Origin of the sequence: Arthrobacter oryzae, assembly GCF_037911235.1 — a bacterium.
GTDB lineage: Bacteria > Actinomycetota > Actinomycetes > Actinomycetales > Micrococcaceae > Arthrobacter > Arthrobacter oryzae_E.
In genome coordinates this window covers 24,757-42,198 of the sequence record NZ_JBBLYW010000066.1, presented here as the reverse complement: position 1 = coordinate 42,198, position 17,442 = coordinate 24,757, and the positions used below count along the sequence as shown (strand labels likewise).

General features: G+C 66.0%; 17 protein-coding genes. 9 read left to right on the top strand and 8 right to left on the bottom strand.

All coding sequences use genetic code 11. The features are described from left to right. Positions 1 to 209: 209 nt before the first annotated feature. Positions 210 to 1,460, top strand: coding sequence for an NAD(P)/FAD-dependent oxidoreductase (locus WMN78_RS19140; RefSeq protein ID WP_340535343.1), 1,251 nt, complete (start codon positions 210 to 212; stop codon positions 1,458 to 1,460). On the opposite strand, the gene WMN78_RS19135 is transcribed toward WMN78_RS19140, so the two are convergent. Then, entirely contained in the window at positions 1,439 to 2,668 is a 1,230-nt protein-coding gene (locus tag WMN78_RS19135) for a cysteine desulfurase family protein (protein WP_340535342.1), read from the bottom strand. The genes WMN78_RS19140 and WMN78_RS19135 overlap by 22 nt on opposite strands. A gap of 57 nt (positions 2,669 to 2,725) precedes the next feature. Between WMN78_RS19135 and WMN78_RS19130 the strand changes: the two genes are divergently transcribed. After that, positions 2,726 to 3,604, top strand: coding sequence for a DMT family transporter (locus WMN78_RS19130; RefSeq protein ID WP_340535341.1), 879 nt, complete (start codon positions 2,726 to 2,728; stop codon positions 3,602 to 3,604). Here WMN78_RS19130 and WMN78_RS19125 read toward each other — a convergent pair. Then, complete coding sequence (locus tag WMN78_RS19125) at positions 3,591 to 4,253, bottom strand: helix-turn-helix transcriptional regulator (RefSeq protein ID WP_340535340.1); 663 nt, start codon at positions 4,251 to 4,253, stop codon at positions 3,591 to 3,593. The genes WMN78_RS19130 and WMN78_RS19125 overlap by 14 nt on opposite strands. 88 nt (positions 4,254 to 4,341) lie before the next feature. Here WMN78_RS19125 and WMN78_RS19120 point away from each other — a divergent pair, with 88 nt between their 5' ends. Then, positions 4,342 to 4,761: a hypothetical protein gene (locus WMN78_RS19120; protein WP_340535339.1), complete on the top strand. Its 420-nt coding sequence runs from the start codon at positions 4,342 to 4,344 to the stop codon at positions 4,759 to 4,761. An 8-nt stretch (positions 4,762 to 4,769) separates the two neighbouring features. On the opposite strand, the gene WMN78_RS19115 is transcribed toward WMN78_RS19120, so the two are convergent. Both WMN78_RS19115 and WMN78_RS19110 read right to left on the bottom strand, forming a co-directional pair. Beyond that, on the bottom strand, positions 4,770 to 5,423 hold the full coding sequence (locus tag WMN78_RS19115; RefSeq protein ID WP_340535338.1) for a hypothetical protein: 654 nt from the start codon (positions 5,421 to 5,423) through the stop codon (positions 4,770 to 4,772). A gap of 147 nt (positions 5,424 to 5,570) precedes the next feature. Further along, entirely contained in the window at positions 5,571 to 6,479 is a 909-nt protein-coding gene (locus tag WMN78_RS19110; RefSeq protein WP_340535337.1) for a diacylglycerol/lipid kinase family protein, read from the bottom strand. 124 nt (positions 6,480 to 6,603) lie between these two features. Here WMN78_RS19110 and WMN78_RS19105 point away from each other — a divergent pair, with 124 nt between their 5' ends. The 5 genes from WMN78_RS19105 (at position 6,604) to WMN78_RS19085 (ending at position 10,535) form a co-directional block, all read left to right on the top strand. Continuing rightward, complete coding sequence (locus tag WMN78_RS19105) at positions 6,604 to 7,551, top strand: J domain-containing protein (protein ID WP_340535336.1); 948 nt, start codon at positions 6,604 to 6,606, stop codon at positions 7,549 to 7,551. 25 nt (positions 7,552 to 7,576) lie between these two features. Next, complete coding sequence (locus WMN78_RS19100; RefSeq protein WP_340535335.1) at positions 7,577 to 8,044, top strand: tRNA (cytidine(34)-2'-O)-methyltransferase; 468 nt, start codon at positions 7,577 to 7,579, stop codon at positions 8,042 to 8,044. A gap of 216 nt (positions 8,045 to 8,260) precedes the next feature. Next, positions 8,261 to 8,866 carry a sigma-70 family RNA polymerase sigma factor gene (locus WMN78_RS19095; protein WP_340535334.1) on the top strand — a complete coding sequence of 202 codons (606 nt, stop codon included), beginning with the start codon at positions 8,261 to 8,263 and terminating at the stop codon, positions 8,864 to 8,866. Position 8,867: 1 nt separating this feature from the next. After that, complete coding sequence (locus WMN78_RS19090; RefSeq protein WP_340535333.1) at positions 8,868 to 9,728, top strand: anti-sigma factor; 861 nt, start codon at positions 8,868 to 8,870, stop codon at positions 9,726 to 9,728. A gap of 45 nt (positions 9,729 to 9,773) precedes the next feature. Then, positions 9,774 to 10,535, top strand: a complete 762-nt coding sequence (locus WMN78_RS19085) for a MerR family transcriptional regulator (protein ID WP_340535332.1) — start codon at positions 9,774 to 9,776, stop codon at positions 10,533 to 10,535. An 18-nt stretch (positions 10,536 to 10,553) separates the two neighbouring features. Here WMN78_RS19085 and WMN78_RS19080 read toward each other — a convergent pair whose 3' ends face one another. From WMN78_RS19080 to WMN78_RS19065, 4 genes are all read right to left on the bottom strand, one after another. Continuing rightward, on the bottom strand, positions 10,554 to 11,330 hold the full coding sequence (locus WMN78_RS19080) for a PIG-L deacetylase family protein (protein WP_340535331.1): 777 nt from the start codon (positions 11,328 to 11,330) through the stop codon (positions 10,554 to 10,556). A 4-nt stretch (positions 11,331 to 11,334) separates the two neighbouring features. Continuing rightward, on the bottom strand, positions 11,335 to 12,288 hold the full coding sequence (locus WMN78_RS19075) for an electron transfer flavoprotein subunit alpha/FixB family protein (protein ID WP_340535330.1): 954 nt from the start codon (positions 12,286 to 12,288) through the stop codon (positions 11,335 to 11,337). 13 nt (positions 12,289 to 12,301) lie between these two features. Further along, a complete protein-coding gene (locus WMN78_RS19070) occupies positions 12,302 to 13,102 on the bottom strand; it encodes an electron transfer flavoprotein subunit beta/FixA family protein (RefSeq protein WP_340535384.1) in 801 nt (266 codons plus the stop codon). A gap of 273 nt (positions 13,103 to 13,375) precedes the next feature. Beyond that, positions 13,376 to 15,034, bottom strand: coding sequence for a trypsin-like peptidase domain-containing protein (locus tag WMN78_RS19065; protein WP_340535329.1), 1,659 nt, complete (start codon positions 15,032 to 15,034; stop codon positions 13,376 to 13,378). 299 nt (positions 15,035 to 15,333) lie between these two features. Here WMN78_RS19065 and WMN78_RS19060 point away from each other — a divergent pair, with 299 nt between their 5' ends. Next, entirely contained in the window at positions 15,334 to 17,370 is a 2,037-nt protein-coding gene (locus WMN78_RS19060) for a TPM domain-containing protein (protein ID WP_340535328.1), read from the top strand. The last annotated feature ends 72 nt before the right edge of the window (positions 17,371 to 17,442 follow it).

Here is a 17,442-nt window from a genome sequence, read left to right as displayed (position 1 = left end):
GGTTGTGCGGCTGCAGCGCATCCCGGGCCGGCGCGTGGCACGCCGGCTGGACACACTGCATGCCCGTCTATTCTACTGCCTTGGCAAAGAGGGACCGGAAATCGCCTCCGCGCCCTTGACTGCCCGCCCCGCGGATTCTATTGTCAAGATTACTATTTTTAGAACCCCCCGGCCCTCAGCGCCGGAGCTTCCAGGAATCGAGCGTCACCATGACTGTGGAACGCAGCATCCAGAGCATCGTCATCGCAGGAGCCGGCCTGGCGGGCGCCACTGCGGCCCGCACCCTGCGCGGCGAAGGTTTTTCCGGCCGGATCACCCTCGTCGGTTCCGAGCTGCACCGCCCGTACCTTCGCCCGCCGCTATCGAAGGACTACCTGCTGGGCACAGCGGGCGAAGACGCCGTGCCGGTGGCACCGGAGGCCTGGTACGCCGAGAACGACGTCGACCTTCGGCTGGGCGTGCCCGTCGCCGCCGTCGACCCCGGCCCGCACACGGTGCATCTCCGCAGCGGCGATTCTGTGGAGTACGACGCGCTCCTGCTGGCTACGGGCGCCCTCCCCCGGCGCATGCAGCTGCCAGGGAGCGGGCTGGACGGCGTCACCACGTTCCGGACCCTGGATGACAGCCGCCGCCTCCGGGAACAGATCTCGCCGGGCGGAAAGAACGTGGTGATGATCGGCTCCGGCTGGATCGGGATGGAACTCGCGGCTGCGGCCACCACTTACGGCAACCATGTGACGCTGCTCGGACTTGAGGATATTCCGCTGGCAGCCGCCATCGGACCGGAACTGGGCGCTTTCTTCCGCTCGGTTCACGTAGCAAACGGGGTCAGGTTCCGGCTGGGCACCACGGCGTCTGAACTCCGTGGCGACGCCGGCCGCGTCACCGGCGTGGTTACCGGTTCGGGCGAAGTGCTGCCGGCCGACATCGTGGTGATCGCCGTAGGCGTGGTTCCGGACACTGCACTGGCGGAGGCGGCCGGTCTTGCCGTGGACAACGGCATCGTGGCGGATGCCTCCTTGCGGACCAGTGCGCCGGACATCTTCGCCGCCGGGGACGTGGCCAACGCCCTGCACCCGTTCACCGGGCAGCAGCACCGCAGCGAGCATTGGTCCAATGCACTCAACGGAGGAAAGATCGCCGCTAAGTCGATGCTCGGCCAGGACGCGCAACTGGACACAATTCCGTATTTCTATACGGACCAGTACGACGTCAGCATGGAGTATTCGGGGTTCCCCATGCTGGCGGCGGGCGCCGAACCGGTCATCCGTGGCTCGCTGGCCAGCAAGGAATTCATTGCGTTCTGGCAGCAGGAGGGTCGGGTGGTGGCAGGCATGAACGTCAACGTTCCCCGCACCCAGAAAGCCATCAAGGCCCTGATCTCCAGCCGCGCCACTATCCCGGCCGACCGTTTGGCCGATCCCGCCGTCGCGTTGGATCAGCTCCTGGCAGAGGACTGACGCGCCGCAGTGGCCGCGGTCTGGATGGACGATTCATGCCCGGCCATCCCCGCCTGGCGGGCACGTTCATAGGCGCCGGGCAGCGCAGCCAGCAGGGCATCGACGTCGGAGTCCGTGGAAGCGTGCCCCAGTGAGAAACGCTGTGCTCCCCGGGCGGCCTCCTCATCGAGCCCCATGGCCAGCAGTACGTGCGAGGGCCGCGGTACGCCGGCGGTGCAGGCGGAGCCCGTGGACGATTCGACGCCGGCCAGGTCCAGCAGGAACAGCAGGGAGTCACCCTCGCAGCCCGGGAAGGTGAAGTGCGCGTTTCCGGGCAGGCGTCCGTCCCCCGGCGCGCCGCGCAGCACAGCTTCGGGGACGGCATCCAGCACGCCGGCAATCAGCCGGTCCCGCAGCCCGGCGATGCGTGCCGCTTCCCCCGGAAGGTCCCTGGTCACGGCTTCTGCCGCGGCGGCGAAGGCGGCAATCGACGCAGTGTCCAGCGTCCCTGAACGGACATCGCGCTCCTGGCCCCCGCCGTGCTGCACCGGCGTCAGCTTGACGGAGCGGCCGAGCAGCAGTGCGCCGACGCCCACCGGCCCGCCGATCTTGTGACCGGAGATGGACATGGCGTCCAGCCCGCTTGCCCGGAAGTCGACTGGCACGGAACCGAAGGCCTGGACGGCGTCGGAATGGACCGGAACGCCCACGGCGTGGGCCGCTTCAACCACTTGGTGCACTGGCTGGATGCTGCCAACCTCGTTGTTGGCCCACATCACCGAAACGAGTGCGATGGACTCCGGATCCCGGGAGAGCTCGGACTTCAGCACATCAAGGTCAACAACGCCGCTGGAATCCACGGGCAGCCAGGACACTTCCGCCTGCTCGTGACGTTCCAGCCACTCAACAGTGTCCAGGACAGCATGATGTTCGACGGCGGAGCAGAGGATCCGCGTGCGTCCCGGATTTTCGGCGCGGCGGGACCAGTAGAGGCCCTTGACAGCCAGGTTGTCAGCCTCCGTGCCGCCCGAGGTGAAGATGACCTCCGACGGATGGGCACCGGCTGCGGCGGCAATGGCTTCCCGGGCATCCTCCACCGAACGGCGCGCGCGGCGCCCGGAGCCGTGCAGCGACGACGGGTTTCCGGTCCTGGCAAGCTCACGCGTGAGTGCCGCCAGGGCCTCGGCGGCGATGGGCGTGGTGGCGGCATGATCGAGGTAGACGGACACAAGCCAATTCTAGCCGCGGACACACCGCACGCTCCGGCCCCCGTGTAGATTCGAGCGGTGAAAGCCTCGATTTACCTGGTTCTGGCCACCCTGTTCTGGTCCGGCAACCTTGCGGTGGGACAGGCAGCCGTGAACACCCTGACGCCGCTGGAACTCACCTTCTGGAGGTGGGCACTGGCGGCGCTTCCGCTTGTGGCGCTGGCCCACTTCGTGGAACGTCCCGACTGGCGCGCCGTCCTGGGCCGCTGGCGGGTGCTGCTGCTGCTGAGCGCCCTGGGCATGGGCTGCTACACCCTGCTCCTCTACACGGCCCTCCAGCACACCTCCGCACTCAATGCCTCGCTGATCACCGCCGCCAACCCGGCGCTCATCGTGGTGATGGCCATTTTCATCCTTGGAGAAAAGCCGGGCATTTTCGGCTGGCTGGGCATAGCACTGGGCCTGGCGGGCGTACTCCTGGTCCTGACCCGCGGCGAATTGCACCGGGTGTTCAGCATTACGTTCAATGTCGGTGAGCTGCTGATGCTCGGGGCCATCACCGTGTGGGGCTTCTACACCATCATTTCCCGCAGGCTGGGGCTGCCGGCCATTGCGTCCACGGCCGTTCAGGTGGTGATGGCCACTGCCCTGATGGCTCCGGCCGCCATCGCCGCGGGAGCCGGATTTCCCTCGACAGCAGCCGAAGGATGGTCGATCGCCTACATCGCCGCGTTCCCGTCGCTGGGGGCATACTTGTGCTGGAACCTCGCACTCAAGACGACGCCACCGGCGACCGCCGGCAATTACCTGAACCTGATCGTGGTGTTCACGGCGGTCATCACGGTGATGATGGGCATTCCGGTCACCCTGCCCCAGGCCATCGGGGGCCTGCTTGTCATAGCGGGCGTCCTGCTGGCCGGCCGGACCCATAAATCCCCGGAGATCAGGGCGGCGTAACCCGGGCGCAGCATTGGCCTGGCGTTGTGTTACCCACGATGCGGCCTTCTTCAACACCACAGCCGGCCGCGGCGCCGCTGAGGAAAGCACCGTTCATGGCGCAGACCACTTCCGCATGTCCGTCCGCGAGGCGGTGGAACGGGCAATTTTGCAAGGCAAAGCCTCCGGCGCCGTCGGGAACCGGCATGTAGCCCTCCGCCGCGAGGAACTCCTCGAGGCTTCGGCTCCCCTCAGCCATTGCCAGGCCCTTTGCATGTGAGGTGGCCAGCAGCGCGCTCCGGACTGGCTCTCCGGCTGCAGTGGAATGTTCGATGGCGGTGGCCATGAGTTCACCGGCGAGGTCGTAATTGCGGTCAGGCACGGAGGCTCCCACCTCCGGTTGGGCCGGCCGGTACATTTTCGCCGGCCTGCCCGAACCGGGCCCGGCCTTTCCGCCCAGCTTGCGGAACTCTACGGTGAGCACGCCGTCCTGCACCATTCTGTCCAGGTGGAACGACGCCGTGCTGCGCGGGATTTCCAGCGCAGCGGCCGCTTCGTCCCGTCCTACCGGCCGGGCCGATGATGCAACGAATCCGAAGAGATTTCTGCGGGTCTCGTCGCCAAGCGATGCCACGGCCGCGAGCCGGCGGGCCCAGGAAAGTCTGCGCATGGAACACCCTAACTCTAAAAGCAAGATTCATTGCTTAATGCTGTCACGCTCTCTAAAATTAGGATACCTACTTTTAGAAGGAGTCGTCATGAAATCGTCCTCGGTGTTGAGTCCGTCCGGCCGTACGCTGGCTTCTGAACCGGGCAGGCAGGCCTTCCTGCTGCTGCGCACGGTCTTCACGGTCGCCCCGATCCTCTTCGGCCTCGACAAGTTCACGAACCTGCTCACCGACTGGACCATGTATCTGGCCCCGGTGGCGACGGCGGTGGTTCCGCTCCCGGCCCAGACCATCATGTACGTCGTGGGCGCCGTGGAAGTTGCCGCCGGTATCGCGGTTGCAGTCCGGCCACGCTTCGGATCGATGCTGGTGGCCGTGTGGCTGCTGGGAATCATCATCAACCTGCTGATCCTGGGCAGCTTCTTCGACGTCGCGCTTCGCGACTTCGGCCTGCTCGTGGGCGCGCTGGCCCTCAACCGGCTGTCACCCCGGAATTCCCGTAACCAGTAGCGGCTAACTCAGTTTGTTGGCGGAACAACAATCAGGCGTTCCGCCACGTCCGCCCGGGCCGCTGTGAGAGCGGCCGGGTCCGGGCACGAGAGAGAAACATATACGGACGAACCCGCTTTGCCAAAGAGCCTGGCCAGCACTGCGGTCGACTTTCCGCCGGGCGCAGATCCGCCCTCGTAGATCAGCACCTCGGTCCTGGGCCCGGGCTTGTCCGGCTCACCGCCCCAGCGCATGGTGTCAGTCTTCAGGTAGCCGGGGAGGATGGTGGGGTCCAGGTATTTGAACAACTCAACGGTGGAGGCCTTGTCATCGCCGGTGACGGCCAGTGGCTCCTGGTTCACGCTGACCCGGGCGGAGGCAACGCATCCGTCGGCTTTGAGGTAACGGTTCTCCCCCGCCACGTCCTCCTTGACTGCCTTCCAGCCCGGTGCCTCCCGGAGCCCGTCGGACAGGCCGACGGGGACTCCTGCGGCCAGCGAGTCTCCGGCCGTAAAGGGAAGGTCCTTGGCCGCCACCGCCGCAGCATCGTGGCCCGGCGTAATGGTGGGCGTTGCGAGCGCGGGCGTGGTTTGAACGGTACGCGGGGCGGCGGGGTCCGGGATGCCCACGCTGCAGCCGGCCGCGCCGGCAAGCACCAGGGCCAAGGTCAGGGGCCACGCCATCCGCCGGGTGGCCCCCGGTACGCATCGCGGCCCGCCCGCACCGGGTCTCCTGCCTATAGACTGCACTTTGCCCCCAGATACCCTCTGCCGGCGGCACTGCGCCGGCCGGTCCTCCGCAAGAGTTTAGACGGTTCGGCAGGCACGCCGTCACGGCGCGGCCAGAACCCTGATCGCGCCAGGCACCACCTCTACGGTCAGCGGCAGCGGGCCTACTCTCTCGCCGTCGGCATAGGCAACAACGTTCGCGGCAGAGAGCTCAACCCGGCGGACCTGCCTGATGTGCACTGCCCGGTGCCCGGTGTGCCGGCCGGAAAAGACCTTCGGGAAGACGGCAAGGAACTGCGCGCGGGAGAGCGGCTTGACGATGAACAAATCCAGGAATCCGTCGTCCAGCAGGGCGTCAGGTGTCACTTTCATGCCGCCCCCAATTGACTGGCCGTTCGCTACCGAGATGAGCATGGCCCCCTGCCGCCAGGTCTCGCCGTCGGCCGTCACGGTGTAGTCGATAGCCCTGAAGGTGGCCAGTTCACGGAGCATGGCCAGGTTGTACCTGCTTTTGCCGCGGGGCCAGCGCCAGCCGTTGGCCCGTTCATTGACGGCGGCGTCGAAGCCGGCGGAAACCACTCCGGCAAACCAGCGGGTGGTGCCGACGCCTGTAACCCGTCCCGCGTCAATAAAGCGCCCGCCGGACTTCAATGCCTCCCGGATCAGTTCACAGGCGGCAACAGCATCGTTCAAAGGAAGCCCGAGTGCACGGGCCATGTCGTTCCCCGTGCCGCTGGGAACGATCCCCAGCGGCACAGTACCGTAAGGGGCACCTGATCCGGCGAGCGCGTTGATGCCCAGATGGACCATGCCGTCACCGCCCACTACAACCAGGGCGTCGCAGCCTGCCTCCAGCGCCTCACGCACCGCAGATTCCAACCGGTCATAGTTGGCCTTCCTCAGCACCACGACACGTGCACCGGCGGCGCGGAAATACGCCACCACGGCGTTGCCGGTGTGCTGCCTTCCGCCGAACGACGCCCGGGGGTTGACGGCGACGGCGATGATCATGCGCTGAATTATGCCAGCCGCCGGGAACCTGGGCCGCGGGCACGGACGTTGAGCCTTTACACGGTTAAACTGGGCGGACCGGACTGCCTGAGTGGACTGGAACCGACAAGAAAAGGATCAGTGCTTGACCCAGGGCAGCAGCTCCCATTACCAGGTCCTTCGCCTTCCTGTGACGGCGACCGACAAAGAGATCAAGGTGGCATACCGCAAGGCTGCCCGGCGGGCACATCCCGACCACGGCGGGGACGCCGCCGTTTTCCGGCAGGTGACGCTGGCCTACGAGACACTGATAGATCCGAAGCGCCGGGCTGCCTATGACCGCTCCTACGCACACGGGACCACGGGCGCGGCAACGGCGGAAGGCGCCCATTTCGACGCTCCTGCCGCTGGCAGCCGCGCTTCGGCGACCGTCCATCGGCCCAACACCCCGCGCAACACCGCAGGGGACCCGCCGGTTTACGTGCCGCCATTCGAGCACCCGGAGTCCGGCACCGTCCCGCTGATTCCGGAAGAGATCGCCGGCAGGCAGGTCCACGGCATGCCACGGAAGCGGGGTATCTTCGGAGCCGAAGCCCGGATCCAGCGGGAGATGCGGACCGTCCAGCTGATCAGCAGGCAGATCCTGCCCGCCATTCCCGCGGCCAGGTTGATCAACGGGCTGCAGTCCCCTGCGGACAACAGCCACATCGACCACGCGGTGTTGTCCGGCTACCGGCTGGCGCTCATCGGCTCGATGCTTTTGCCGAAGGGAGCCTACGCCTGGAACGGCAGCACCCTGACGCACGGCGGCCGGGCCATTGCACCGCCGCAGCTGGCTCATATTGTCCGGCGCATGCAGGACATCTTTCCTGAGCTCAACGTGACCGGCTGGACCGTCATTCATAGTCCCGACGGCAACCTGCATGAACCTGTCATTGACCACCACCGGCGTGCACAGCGCGGCCATGAAACCGTCCAGGTGGTCAACGGGGCAGGGCTGGTCCGCGGACTCAAGGAGTTCCTGAGCTCCGGTCCAGCCCCGAATACTGTCAACGTCCCCGCCCTGGCCAGGCTGCTGCGAGGAATGCACTAAGGCCGGCGGTGGCTAGGATGGGACGGTGTTCCGCATCCTTTTCCACACCCCTGAAATTCCCGGCAATACGGGCAACGCCATCCGGCTGGCTGCCATCACAGGCGCCGAACTGCACCTGGTGGAGCCGCTGGGCTTTGATTTTTCCGACGCCAAGCTCCGCCGCGCCGGGCTGGATTACCACGACCTCGCCGTCGTGACGGTGCATAAGAGCATCGAGGCCGCCTGGAAGGCTCTTCAGCCCGAGCGCGTTTACGCGTTCACGTCCGACGGCGAGACCTCCTACACCGACATCAGTTACCTCCCCGGCGACGTGCTCCTCTTCGGCCCGGAATCCGTGGGCCTTCCGGAGGAACTCAAGCACGACCCGCATGTAACGTCCCGGGTGCGGCTGCCGATGCTGCCGTCCCTGCGGTCCTTGAACCTTGCGAACGCGGCGTCAATTGCGGTTTTTGAAGCCTGGCGCCAGAACGGCTTCGCGGGCGCCAAGCTCTAGGCGGCACCCATCCCTCCGCGCATCCGCTCCGAATCACCCGTGAAGGCCAATCCGGGCCATTAACAGGATCGTGAGGAGCGGCAGGTGACTACATTGCAGGTCCGCAGGTCCCCGGGCCGGAACAGTGAGACCCAAGGCGACATTCCGGTCGCTCCTGCCGCCATAAGACCCGCTGCTGCGAAAAGTACGGCCCGAGTCGACTTATGCTTGGGAGTGATGGAAACTCCCAACGCCTCAAATCCGGAGGCCACTGCTTCTCCTGGCACTTCAGCCGACGTGAACCGGCGGCTCGGTGACCTGTTGGCGCGTATCGCCAACGGAGACCAGGAGGCCTTCGCAGAGTTCTACGAACTCACGTCCCGGCGCGTTTTCGGCATGGCCCGCCGCGTCCTGATCGATCCCGAACTCAGCGAGGACACCACGCAGGAAGTATTCCTCCAGGTCTGGCAGAATGCAGCAAAGTTCAACCCTGAGGCCGGCAGTCCCCTGGCGTGGCTGATGACCATTTCCCATCGCCGGGCAGTGGACAAGGTCCGGTCCTCCCAGTCGTCCACCGACAGGGAGGCCAAATACGGGGCCAGCAGCCAGGAGATCGACCATGACTCGGTTTCAGACGAGGTGGGAAGCAGGCTGGAAGCCGAAGCTGTCGTCAGATGCCTGGACACCCTCACCGAGACGCAACAGCAATCCGTCCGGCTGGCATACTACGGCGGGCTGACGTACCGCGAAGTCGCCGAGAAACTGAACGCCGCCGTGCCCACCATCAAGTCCCGCATCCGCGATGGACTGATCCGCCTGAAGACCTGTCTGGGGGTGAGTTGAGATGACCGACATGAACCAGCCGAACAGCAGCAGTTCCTCCGGGACGTTTGCCCACGCTATCGCTACTGACCTGGCCTCCGGCCGGGCCGTGGAGCTGGCGGAGGTGTACGCACTCGACGCCGTGAGCCCTTCCGAGCGGACGGCCATAGAAGACTACATCTCGGCCGCGCCAAAGCCGGAACGGGATGCTTTCGATGAGCGCGTCCGGCAGGCGCGGGAAACGCTGGCCGTTACGTTTACCGCAGAGGAGGAACCGCCTGCGGGGCTCTTCGACCGCATCGTGGCGCAACTCCCGGCGCAGCCGGGCACGATTCCCCTCGCCTCTCCCCCGGTCCACGGACATCCTCAGGAACCGGGCCGGACTCCCGGCACCGATGAACTCGGTGCAGCGCGCCTGCGCCGGGAAGAACGGCGCCGGGCACCGGGACTCCGCAACTGGCTCGTGGGCGTGGCCGCTGCCGCCGTCATCGCCTTGGGCGGCGTGGGCGTGGGCGCCTACGTAGCCAACCAGAACGATCCACTCAACCAGGTACTCCAGGCCCAGGATGTCCGGGAGGCAACCGTCGACGTCAGTGGCGGAGGCACGGCCACCGTCGCCATTTCGACATCCAAGGACGCAGTCGTGGTCAAGATGAACGGCGTCCCGGCTCCTCCTGCAGGGAAGGTGTACCAGATGTGGCTGATCCCCAAGGACGGCTCCGCTCCGGTTTCGCAGGGGCTCATGGACGCCGAGGCGCTGTCCAAACCGGCAGTGGTAAAGGGGATTCACTCGGCGGCATCGCTGGGTATCACCGTTGAGCCGGTGGGCGGTTCCGCTTCGCCCACGCTGCCTACAGTTGCCGCGGCCCCTCTCGGAGCCTAACGCGACTGTTGACTTTGACGTTGCGTCAACTTCTACGATGAAGGAATGAAGCAGGAGCAACCCCGCAGCTGGTCCATTGCCGAAGTGTCCCGGGAGAGCAATGTCTCGTCCCGGACCCTGCGGCACTACCACCAGCTGGGCCTCCTTGTTCCTGCCTACACGGGGCACAACGGCTACCGCTATTACGGCCACGCGGAGCTGCTCAGGCTTCAGCGGATTCTCCTGCTGCGGGAACTGGGGCTCGGGCTCGAGACCATCGCCGGTGTACTGGCCGGACAAACCAGCCAGCTGGAGGCCCTCGGTGTGCACCGCAGATGGCTACTGGCCGAACGCGACCGCCTCGACCGGATGGCCGCCACCGTGGACGCCACCATGACAGCGCTCAGACAAGGAGACACCATGTCCGCCGAGGACATCTTCAAGGACTTCGACAATAATCCCTACGAGCAGGAGGCCCGGCAACGCTGGGGCGACCGGACCATTGAGGACAGCAAGGGACGCCACGCCGCGATGACTGACGCCGAGAAAAAAGCGTTCCTTCAGGAAGCCCGGGACATCAACGAGGAACTGGCCCGCTGCTTCGACGCCGGCCTGAAGGCTGACGCGCCGGACGTCCAGGCCGCCGTCGACCGGCACTACAAGTGGGTGTGCGCCAGCTGGACCCCGGACGCCGAAAGCTACGTCGGCCTTGGCCGGATGTACGTCGAGGACCCGCGGTTCACCGCCTTCTACGATAAGAGCAGCGCAGGCCTGGCTCCCTACCTTTTCGAGGGGATCAAGGCTTACGCGACGTCACGGCTCACCTAAACCGGGGCAGGGCGGCCCCTAGAAGCCGGCAATGGTCGTTGGACCGTTCACGGTAACGACGTGGAAGGCCTCGGCACTGTGTCCCCGGGGCAGGCCGGCCCGTTCGCCGGTGGCCAGCATGAGGCTGCGGACCGTGCGGTCCATGGCCTCAAGGTCCGGGTGCTGGCTGGCGTGCACGTGGATGGCCTCGAGTTTGGTGTCCACGTGGGCGGTGATGTCCACAAAGTGGTTCTCCCGTTCCTCCGGCCCGGCAAACAGCCACAGCCACGGGAGCTTGTAGGCCGCGAGCCCGGCCTCGGCGAGATCCGGGTAGGCGAAAGGGTTTTCCAGGGCGGGATATACTGCCCGGGTCACTGCCTCGCCTGCGGCCAGGTGGTCCGGATGGCTCTTCTGGATACGGTTCCAGTTGCGTTCGGGATGCATGGAAAGAACGACGTCGGGCCGGATCTCGCGGATCAGCTTCACCACTCCCCTCATCACTTCGTGCGTGGGTTCCAGATGGCCGTCACGTTCGTGCAGGTAATGGATGTCCGTGACGCCCACCAGCGCAGCAGCCCGGCGCTGCTCTTCGGCCCTCGTAGCCACTATCTCCTCGCGCTGCGCGGGATCGAAGCCGCCGGCATCGCCGTCGGTCATGATGCAGTAGCTGACCTCAACCCCTGCCTCGGTCCAGGCGGCGATGGTGCCGGCGGCCCCGAAGTCGATGTCGTCCGGATGGGCGGTAAAACAAAGGACCCGCTCAACCCGGTGGTGGTCCGGGTTGAACGGGCTTTGCGCCGTGGCGTTGGTGCTCAACTCATCAGCCTTTGCGCTTCTTGATCTCTTCGGTCGCCTGCGGGAGGACCTCGAAGAGGTCCCCGATGATCCCGAAGTCGGCGATTTCGAAGACCGGCGACTCGGCGTCCTTATTGATGGCGACAATGACCTTGGCGGTCTGCATGCCTGCCTTCTGCTGGATGGCGCCGGAGATGCCCGCGGAAATGTACAGCTGCGGGGAAACGGTCTTGCCTGTCTGGCCCACCTGCGCATCGTGGCCGATCCAGCCGGCGTCCGTGGCGGCACGTGACGCACCGACGGCGGCACCGAGGGCGTCTGCGAGTTCCTCCACCGGGCCGAAGTCGCCGTCGACGCCGCGGCCGCCTGCCACCACGATCCGGGCCTCGGTGAGGTCCGGACGGCCGCTGGCGGGCTTGTCCTTGCGGCCGGTAATGCGGGCCGCGCCGGCTGTAGCGGATTCCGGGACGTCAACGGTGAGGACCTCGGGGGTCGCTCCTGCGGCTGCGGGTTCCGGGGTGACGCTGTTCGGCTTGACCGTCAGCACGGACACCGCCGTGGTGGCTTTGGCCGTGGTGGTGTAGGACCCTGCCAACACGGACTTGTGGGCGGTGCCGTCTGCTTCTACGCCGACGACGTCCGTGATCACGCCGGCGCCGAGCTTGATGCCCAGGCGGGCCGCGATCTCCTTGCCGTCGAAGGAGTTTTCCAGGAGAACGGTGGTGGCACCTGAGGCTGCAACGGCCTCGGCAAGGAAGGAGGCTTTGGGACCGACCAGGTACGCGTCCAGGTCGTCGGACGAGGCCCGGAAGATGGCCGTGGCTCCGTTGGCACCGAGGGCGCCGGCGGCGTCGTCGGTCAGGGGGCCGTTGACGGCGACAACCGTCTCACCCAGCGAGCGGGCGATCGTCAGCAGTTCCAGGCTGCTCTTTTTGAGGGCAGCGCCGGGGTTGTCTATGAATACAAGTACTTTTGCCATGTCGGGGTTCCTCTTAGAGCAGCTTCTGGGCGGCCAGGAAGTCCACCAGCTTGATGCCGGCGTCGCCTTCGTCGGTAATGATGGTGCCGGCGGTGCGCGGCGGGCGGGCCGCTGCCGTCTGTACCTCGGTCCAGGAACCGGCTTTGCCCACCTGCGCGGGGTCTACGCCGATCTCCGCAAGGCTGAGGGTGGTGATGGTCTTGCGCTTGGCCGCGATGATTCCCTTGAAGTTGGGGAATCGGGGCTCGTTGATCTGGTCCGTCACGGACACAACGGCGGGCAGCGGTGCCTCCACCGTGTCGTAGTGGGTGTCGCTGTCGCGCCGGGCGATGACGCGGCCGCCGTCGACCTCAAGTTCGGAGGCGAACGTGACCTGCGGGAGGCCGAGCCGCTCCGCGAGCTGCGCGGGAACCAGGGAGGTCTCGCCGTCGGTGGACGCCATGCCGGTCAGGACCAGGTCCACGGGGCTGTCCGCCCCGAGGTGGCGAACGGCTGCTGCCAGCGCCAGGGAGGTGGCGGCGGCATCAGATCCGGCCAGGGCGTCGTCCCGCAGGTGGACGCCTTCGGTGGCGCCGATCTGGAGGGACTTCTTGATGGCATTGACGGCGCCGGCGGGACCCATGCTCAGGGCGATGACCTGGTTGCCGGCTTTCGCTCCGCCGCGGGCCTCGATCAGCTGCAGCGCAGCTTCCAGGGCGTACTCGTCCAGCTCGGACAGGATGCTATCGGCGCGGTCCGTGGTGTTGTCCTCGCCGCTGAGGTGACGGTCCAATTGCGCGTCTGGTACATGCTTGACCAGAACGATGATCTTCAATGTCTCTTCCACTTTCTGTACAGCAGCCTTCCATGCGTGTGGATAGCCAGCCGGGTGAGGTTATGGCCGCGGATCTCCCCCGGGGTGCGGGTAGATCCAAGCTAACCATATAGCGGGGTGCCGGCGTCGTCCCGTTAACGCCTGTGTCAGGCAGTGCGGTCAGGCTGTGCGGTCAGGCAGGGCACAGCACCACGGGTAAGGCAGCAGAGGCGGGCCACCTTCCCGGTGGTCCCGCCTCCGCTGCCGGATGTGCCGATGGAACTGAGCAGCCGTTTACTGTTCTGCCGCGGCGCCGAGCGTCACGTCGACCTGCTGTTCCTGGCCGCCGCGAAGGATAGTGACCTTCACGGACGCGCCCGCCGGCTGCTCCCGAACCGCTGCAGTCAGCTGGTTGGGATCGCTGATGGCAAGGTCGTTGAACTTGGTGACGACGTCACCCACCTTGAGGCCGGCTTTGGCAGCAGCCGACCCGGACTCCACGGTGGCCACTTCGGCACCTACCGAGAAGGACGAACTCGACGACGTGGATGACTTCGCCTTGACGCTAACGCCGAACTGGCCGTGCGTGGCCTTGCCGGTATCGATGATCTCCTGTGCCACTCGCTTGGCATGGTTGATGGGAACGCTGAAGCCCACGCCGATGTTGCCGCTGGTGCTGGAGCTCGAATCGCTGCCGGCCGAGGCGATGGCCACGTTCACGCCGATGATCTCGCCCTTGCTGTTGACCAGGGCACCGCCGGAGTTGCCGGGGTTGATGGCGGCATCGGTCTGGATCACGTTAATGGCGATGGAGCCCTGGTTCGACGTGCCCTGGCTCTGGCCGCCGTCCGGCGGCGCAAACTGGAAGCCGCCCTCATCGTCGCTCTGGGAATCATCCGCGCCTTCCTTCGGGGCAGCCGAAGAAGCAACGCTGATGGTCCGGTTCAGGGTGGAGACAATGCCGTCGGTGACCGTGCCCGTCAGGCCAAGGGGCGATCCGATGGCGATGGCGGTGTCGCCCACGTTCAGTTTGCTGGAGTCACCAAGTGTTGCCGGCGTCAGCCCGGAAGCGTTGTCCACCTTGATGACGGCCAGGTCGCTCAGCGGGTCGGTGCCGACGATTTTCGCAGTGAGCACCCTGCCGTCGCTGGTCCGCACTTCAATAGTGGCGTTGGCCGTCTTACCGTCAAGGGTCACCACGTGGGTGTTCGTGAGGATATGGCCGTCCTCGTCCAGGATGATTCCCGAGCCGGTGCCGCCGTCGCTGCCGCTCGTCGCCTTGATGGTCACAACACTCGGCGAGGCCTTCACCGAAGCTGCGGTGATGACGTTCACGTCGTCTTTGTTGTTGACGATGACGGTGCTCGGCTGGCTGCCGGTACTGCTGACGGACGACGTGGAGCCGTCGTTGAGGAAGGCGTCACTGGCGGCCACCACTCCCCCGCCCACCAGGCCGGCGGCAAGGATGCTGGCCACGAGGGTACCCACACCGAAGGCCGCTTTCCGTTTCGGCGTGCTGGCAGGGTCGGAGGCGTACATGCTTCCCTGGTACTGGCTACCCTGCCCCGTATAGGGGCCGGTGCCCTGGTAGTTGCCGTGGGACTGGGCTGCGTACTGGGCTGCATTGGACTGGGGTGCGCCGGCACCGGAGTAGCTGCCGTCTTCCGGGTGCGTACCGTTCTGGGCGTATGGAGCTGCCTGCTGGCCGTAGAACGGCTGGTGCTGCGGGTACACGGGCCGAGGAGCATCGTCCGCGCCGGCCTGCTGGTGTTCGTCTCCGGAGTGGCCCTGCGCATCGCCGGAGGAGGCCTGGTCGAGCCGGATGGTCGGGTTGTCCTGAACCGTAGGATCATGATGGGCTGAGTCTCCGGGAGGCTGCGCCGGCCAGCCTTCCCGGGGCTTTTCAGGACCCCTGTTCTCAGGCGATCCACCCTGCGCTGGGTTCTCAGTCATTAGACTTCCTTTCATCCTTGTCTGCCTTTAACTATGGACCCTCAGACTGAAGCTAAAGCGGACGTTGGCTGGGAGGTTCCTGAACGCCGTCGGAACCGGTTTTGGGGGCGCCCCGTCCCTGCGTGAAGCGCTTTTCGCTGGTGGCATATTCCCCGTTGTGGACGGGCAAATTGGTGCACCATAGAATCAAATGGAATTGCCACAGCGACCTGCGGCTTTACACATGCGTGGGGGCGCTGCTGCATTCTGTGACGACTGGCTCGGCCCGAATCAGTCGCAGAAGTGCTGAAGGGTTGCACATGCGGTCTAAGTTCAAACGTCTCCTCGCCGTGATCGGCCTCGTCGGGTTGCTGGCGGTTCCCGCCACCTCAGCCTGGGCCGAGCCACCGGTGACGCTCGATCCAACGACCAAGGTCGTTGACTCCGCAGGCGTGCTGGGCGGCCAGAAGTCCGAGGTCCAAGACGCCATCAAGAAGCTCGGCACGGACCACGCCACGGTACTGCACGTCGTCACCGTCAAGAAGTTCGAAAACCCGACTGATCGAGAAGCCTGGACGGACGCGGTGGCTGAAAAAGCCGGTCTTGGCCCTAACGCTTTGATTCTTGCGGTTGCCACCGATACCAGGCAATACATTCTGAATAAAGGTGGAAGCAAGATCACCGCGGCTCAGCTCGAAAACATCAAGAGCACCGCCATCGGCCCGGAGTTGGCTAACGGCAACTACGCCCAAGCGGCAATAAACGCCGCGGAGGCCATCGGCGACGCAGCGGGTGGCGGCAGTGGCAAACTTTCCTCCGACAACGGCGCCGGCACTGCCGTCCTGGTCGGCACCGGTGTGGTTGCGGCCGGCGGGGCAGGCGCTTACCTCTACTTCCGAAACCGCCGGAAGAAGGCTGCAGCCGCTTCGAGCGCCAGCTACGGACCGCAGGGCGCAGAGCTGGACCCGCTCGCTTCCCTGAGCGTGGACGAGCTGCGCAAAAGGAGCGGTTCACTGCTTATTGAGGCGGATAACGCCATCAACTCGAGTGAGCAGGAACTCGGCTTCGCCCAGGCACAGTACGGCGATGCCGCCGTCGGGAACTTCACGAAGGCGCTGCAGGAGGCCAAGAGCCACATGTCCGAGTCGTTCAAACTGCAGCAGCAGCTTGACGACCATATCCCGGACACTGAAGAGCAGCAGCGGAGCTGGCTCGGTGAAATTATCCGCCGCTCGGAAGCTGCCATGGCGTCCCTCCAGGAACAAAAAGCGGACTTCGATTCACTCCGTGAACTGGAGAAGAACGCACCGCAGGCCCTCGCCGCGGTGAACGCCGGCGCCCAGGAAGCCGACGCCCGGATAGCCACTGCAGAACAGACCCTTGCGTCGCTCCGGGCCAAATACGCGGACAGCGCCCTGCTCCAGGTCTCGGACAACATCGGCCAGGCCAAGGAGCGGCTCGCCTTCGTGCAGAATGCCACCGCAACGGCCCAGGACAAGCTGGCGTCCGGCGAGGGCAGCCTGGCTGCCGTGGCCGTCCGCGCCGCGGAGGAAAGCCTGCACCAGACCAAGGTTCTGCTCGACGCCATCACCAAGGTGTCCGGAAGCCTGGACGAAGCACGCAACAGCCTCGAAGGTGCAGTAGTGGACACGTCCCAGGACCTTGCGCAGGCCAAGGCGATGATCCAGTCCGGAGCCCATCCCGAACTTGCCGGACCGGTGGCCAAAGTGGAAGCTGCTTTGGCACAGGTCAAGGCGGAGATCCAGGGCGGAAAGATCGATCCGATTGCCACCCTGGAGCGGGTGGAAACCGCCCACCAGGCGCTGGACCAGTCCCTGACCGGCATCCGCGACCAGCAGGAACAATCCCGCCGGGCGCAGGCGTCGCTGCAGCAGACCATCATGTCGGCGCAGGCGCAGATCAGCGCCACCTCGGACTACATCACGGCGCGCCGCGGCGGAGTCGGGACCGAGGCGCGTACCCGCCTGGCTGAAGCCCAGCGGAATCTGGATTATGCCTTGTCCATCTCCCGCAATGATCCCGTCACGGCGCTGACATATGCCCAGCAGGCGCACGCCCTGGCAGCCCAGGCCGCGCAGCTCGCCCAGGGCGACGTGGACAGCTTCGGCTACGCAAACCAGGGCTACGGCCGCGGCGGCATGTTCGGCGGCGGCGGGGGCGGCGGCCTCGGCGGCGCCATCCTGGGCGGCATCCTCATCAACTCCATCCTCAACGGCGGAAGCGGCGGCGGCTGGGGCGGCGGCCACAGTGACGGCGGCGGCTGGGGCGGCGGCGATTTCGGCGGCGGCGACGGCGGCGGCTGGGGCGGCGATTCCGGAGGCGGCGGCGACTTCTAGCCGATCCACAGACTAGGCGGCGGCCGGTCCCGCCGGCCGCCGGGTAGAAGCGGTACATCAACTGTTCACTGA

Bases quoted from the DNA above. Each gene is read 5' to 3' on its own strand.
- WMN78_RS19065 (WP_340535329.1), bottom strand. From the start codon at position 15,034: ATGACTGAGAACCCAGCGCAGGGTGGATCGCCTGAGAACAGGGGTCCT.
- WMN78_RS19090 (WP_340535333.1), top strand. From the start codon at position 8,868: ATGACCGACATGAACCAGCCGAACAGCAGCAGTTCCTCCGGGACGTTT.
- WMN78_RS19115 (WP_340535338.1), bottom strand. From the start codon at position 5,423: ATGGCGTGGCCCCTGACCTTGGCCCTGGTGCTTGCCGGCGCGGCCGGC.
- WMN78_RS19060 (WP_340535328.1), top strand. From the start codon at position 15,334: ATGCGGTCTAAGTTCAAACGTCTCCTCGCCGTGATCGGCCTCGTCGGG.
- WMN78_RS19125 (WP_340535340.1), bottom strand. From the start codon at position 4,253: ATGCGCAGACTTTCCTGGGCCCGCCGGCTCGCGGCCGTGGCATCGCTT.
- WMN78_RS19075 (WP_340535330.1), bottom strand. From the start codon at position 12,288: ATGGCAAAAGTACTTGTATTCATAGACAACCCCGGCGCTGCCCTCAAA.
- WMN78_RS19095 (WP_340535334.1), top strand. From the start codon at position 8,261: ATGGAAACTCCCAACGCCTCAAATCCGGAGGCCACTGCTTCTCCTGGC.
- WMN78_RS19110 (WP_340535337.1), bottom strand. From the start codon at position 6,479: ATGATCATCGCCGTCGCCGTCAACCCCCGGGCGTCGTTCGGCGGAAGG.
- WMN78_RS19140 (WP_340535343.1), top strand. From the start codon at position 210: ATGACTGTGGAACGCAGCATCCAGAGCATCGTCATCGCAGGAGCCGGC.
- WMN78_RS19120 (WP_340535339.1), top strand. From the start codon at position 4,342: ATGAAATCGTCCTCGGTGTTGAGTCCGTCCGGCCGTACGCTGGCTTCT.
- WMN78_RS19085 (WP_340535332.1), top strand. From the start codon at position 9,774: ATGAAGCAGGAGCAACCCCGCAGCTGGTCCATTGCCGAAGTGTCCCGG.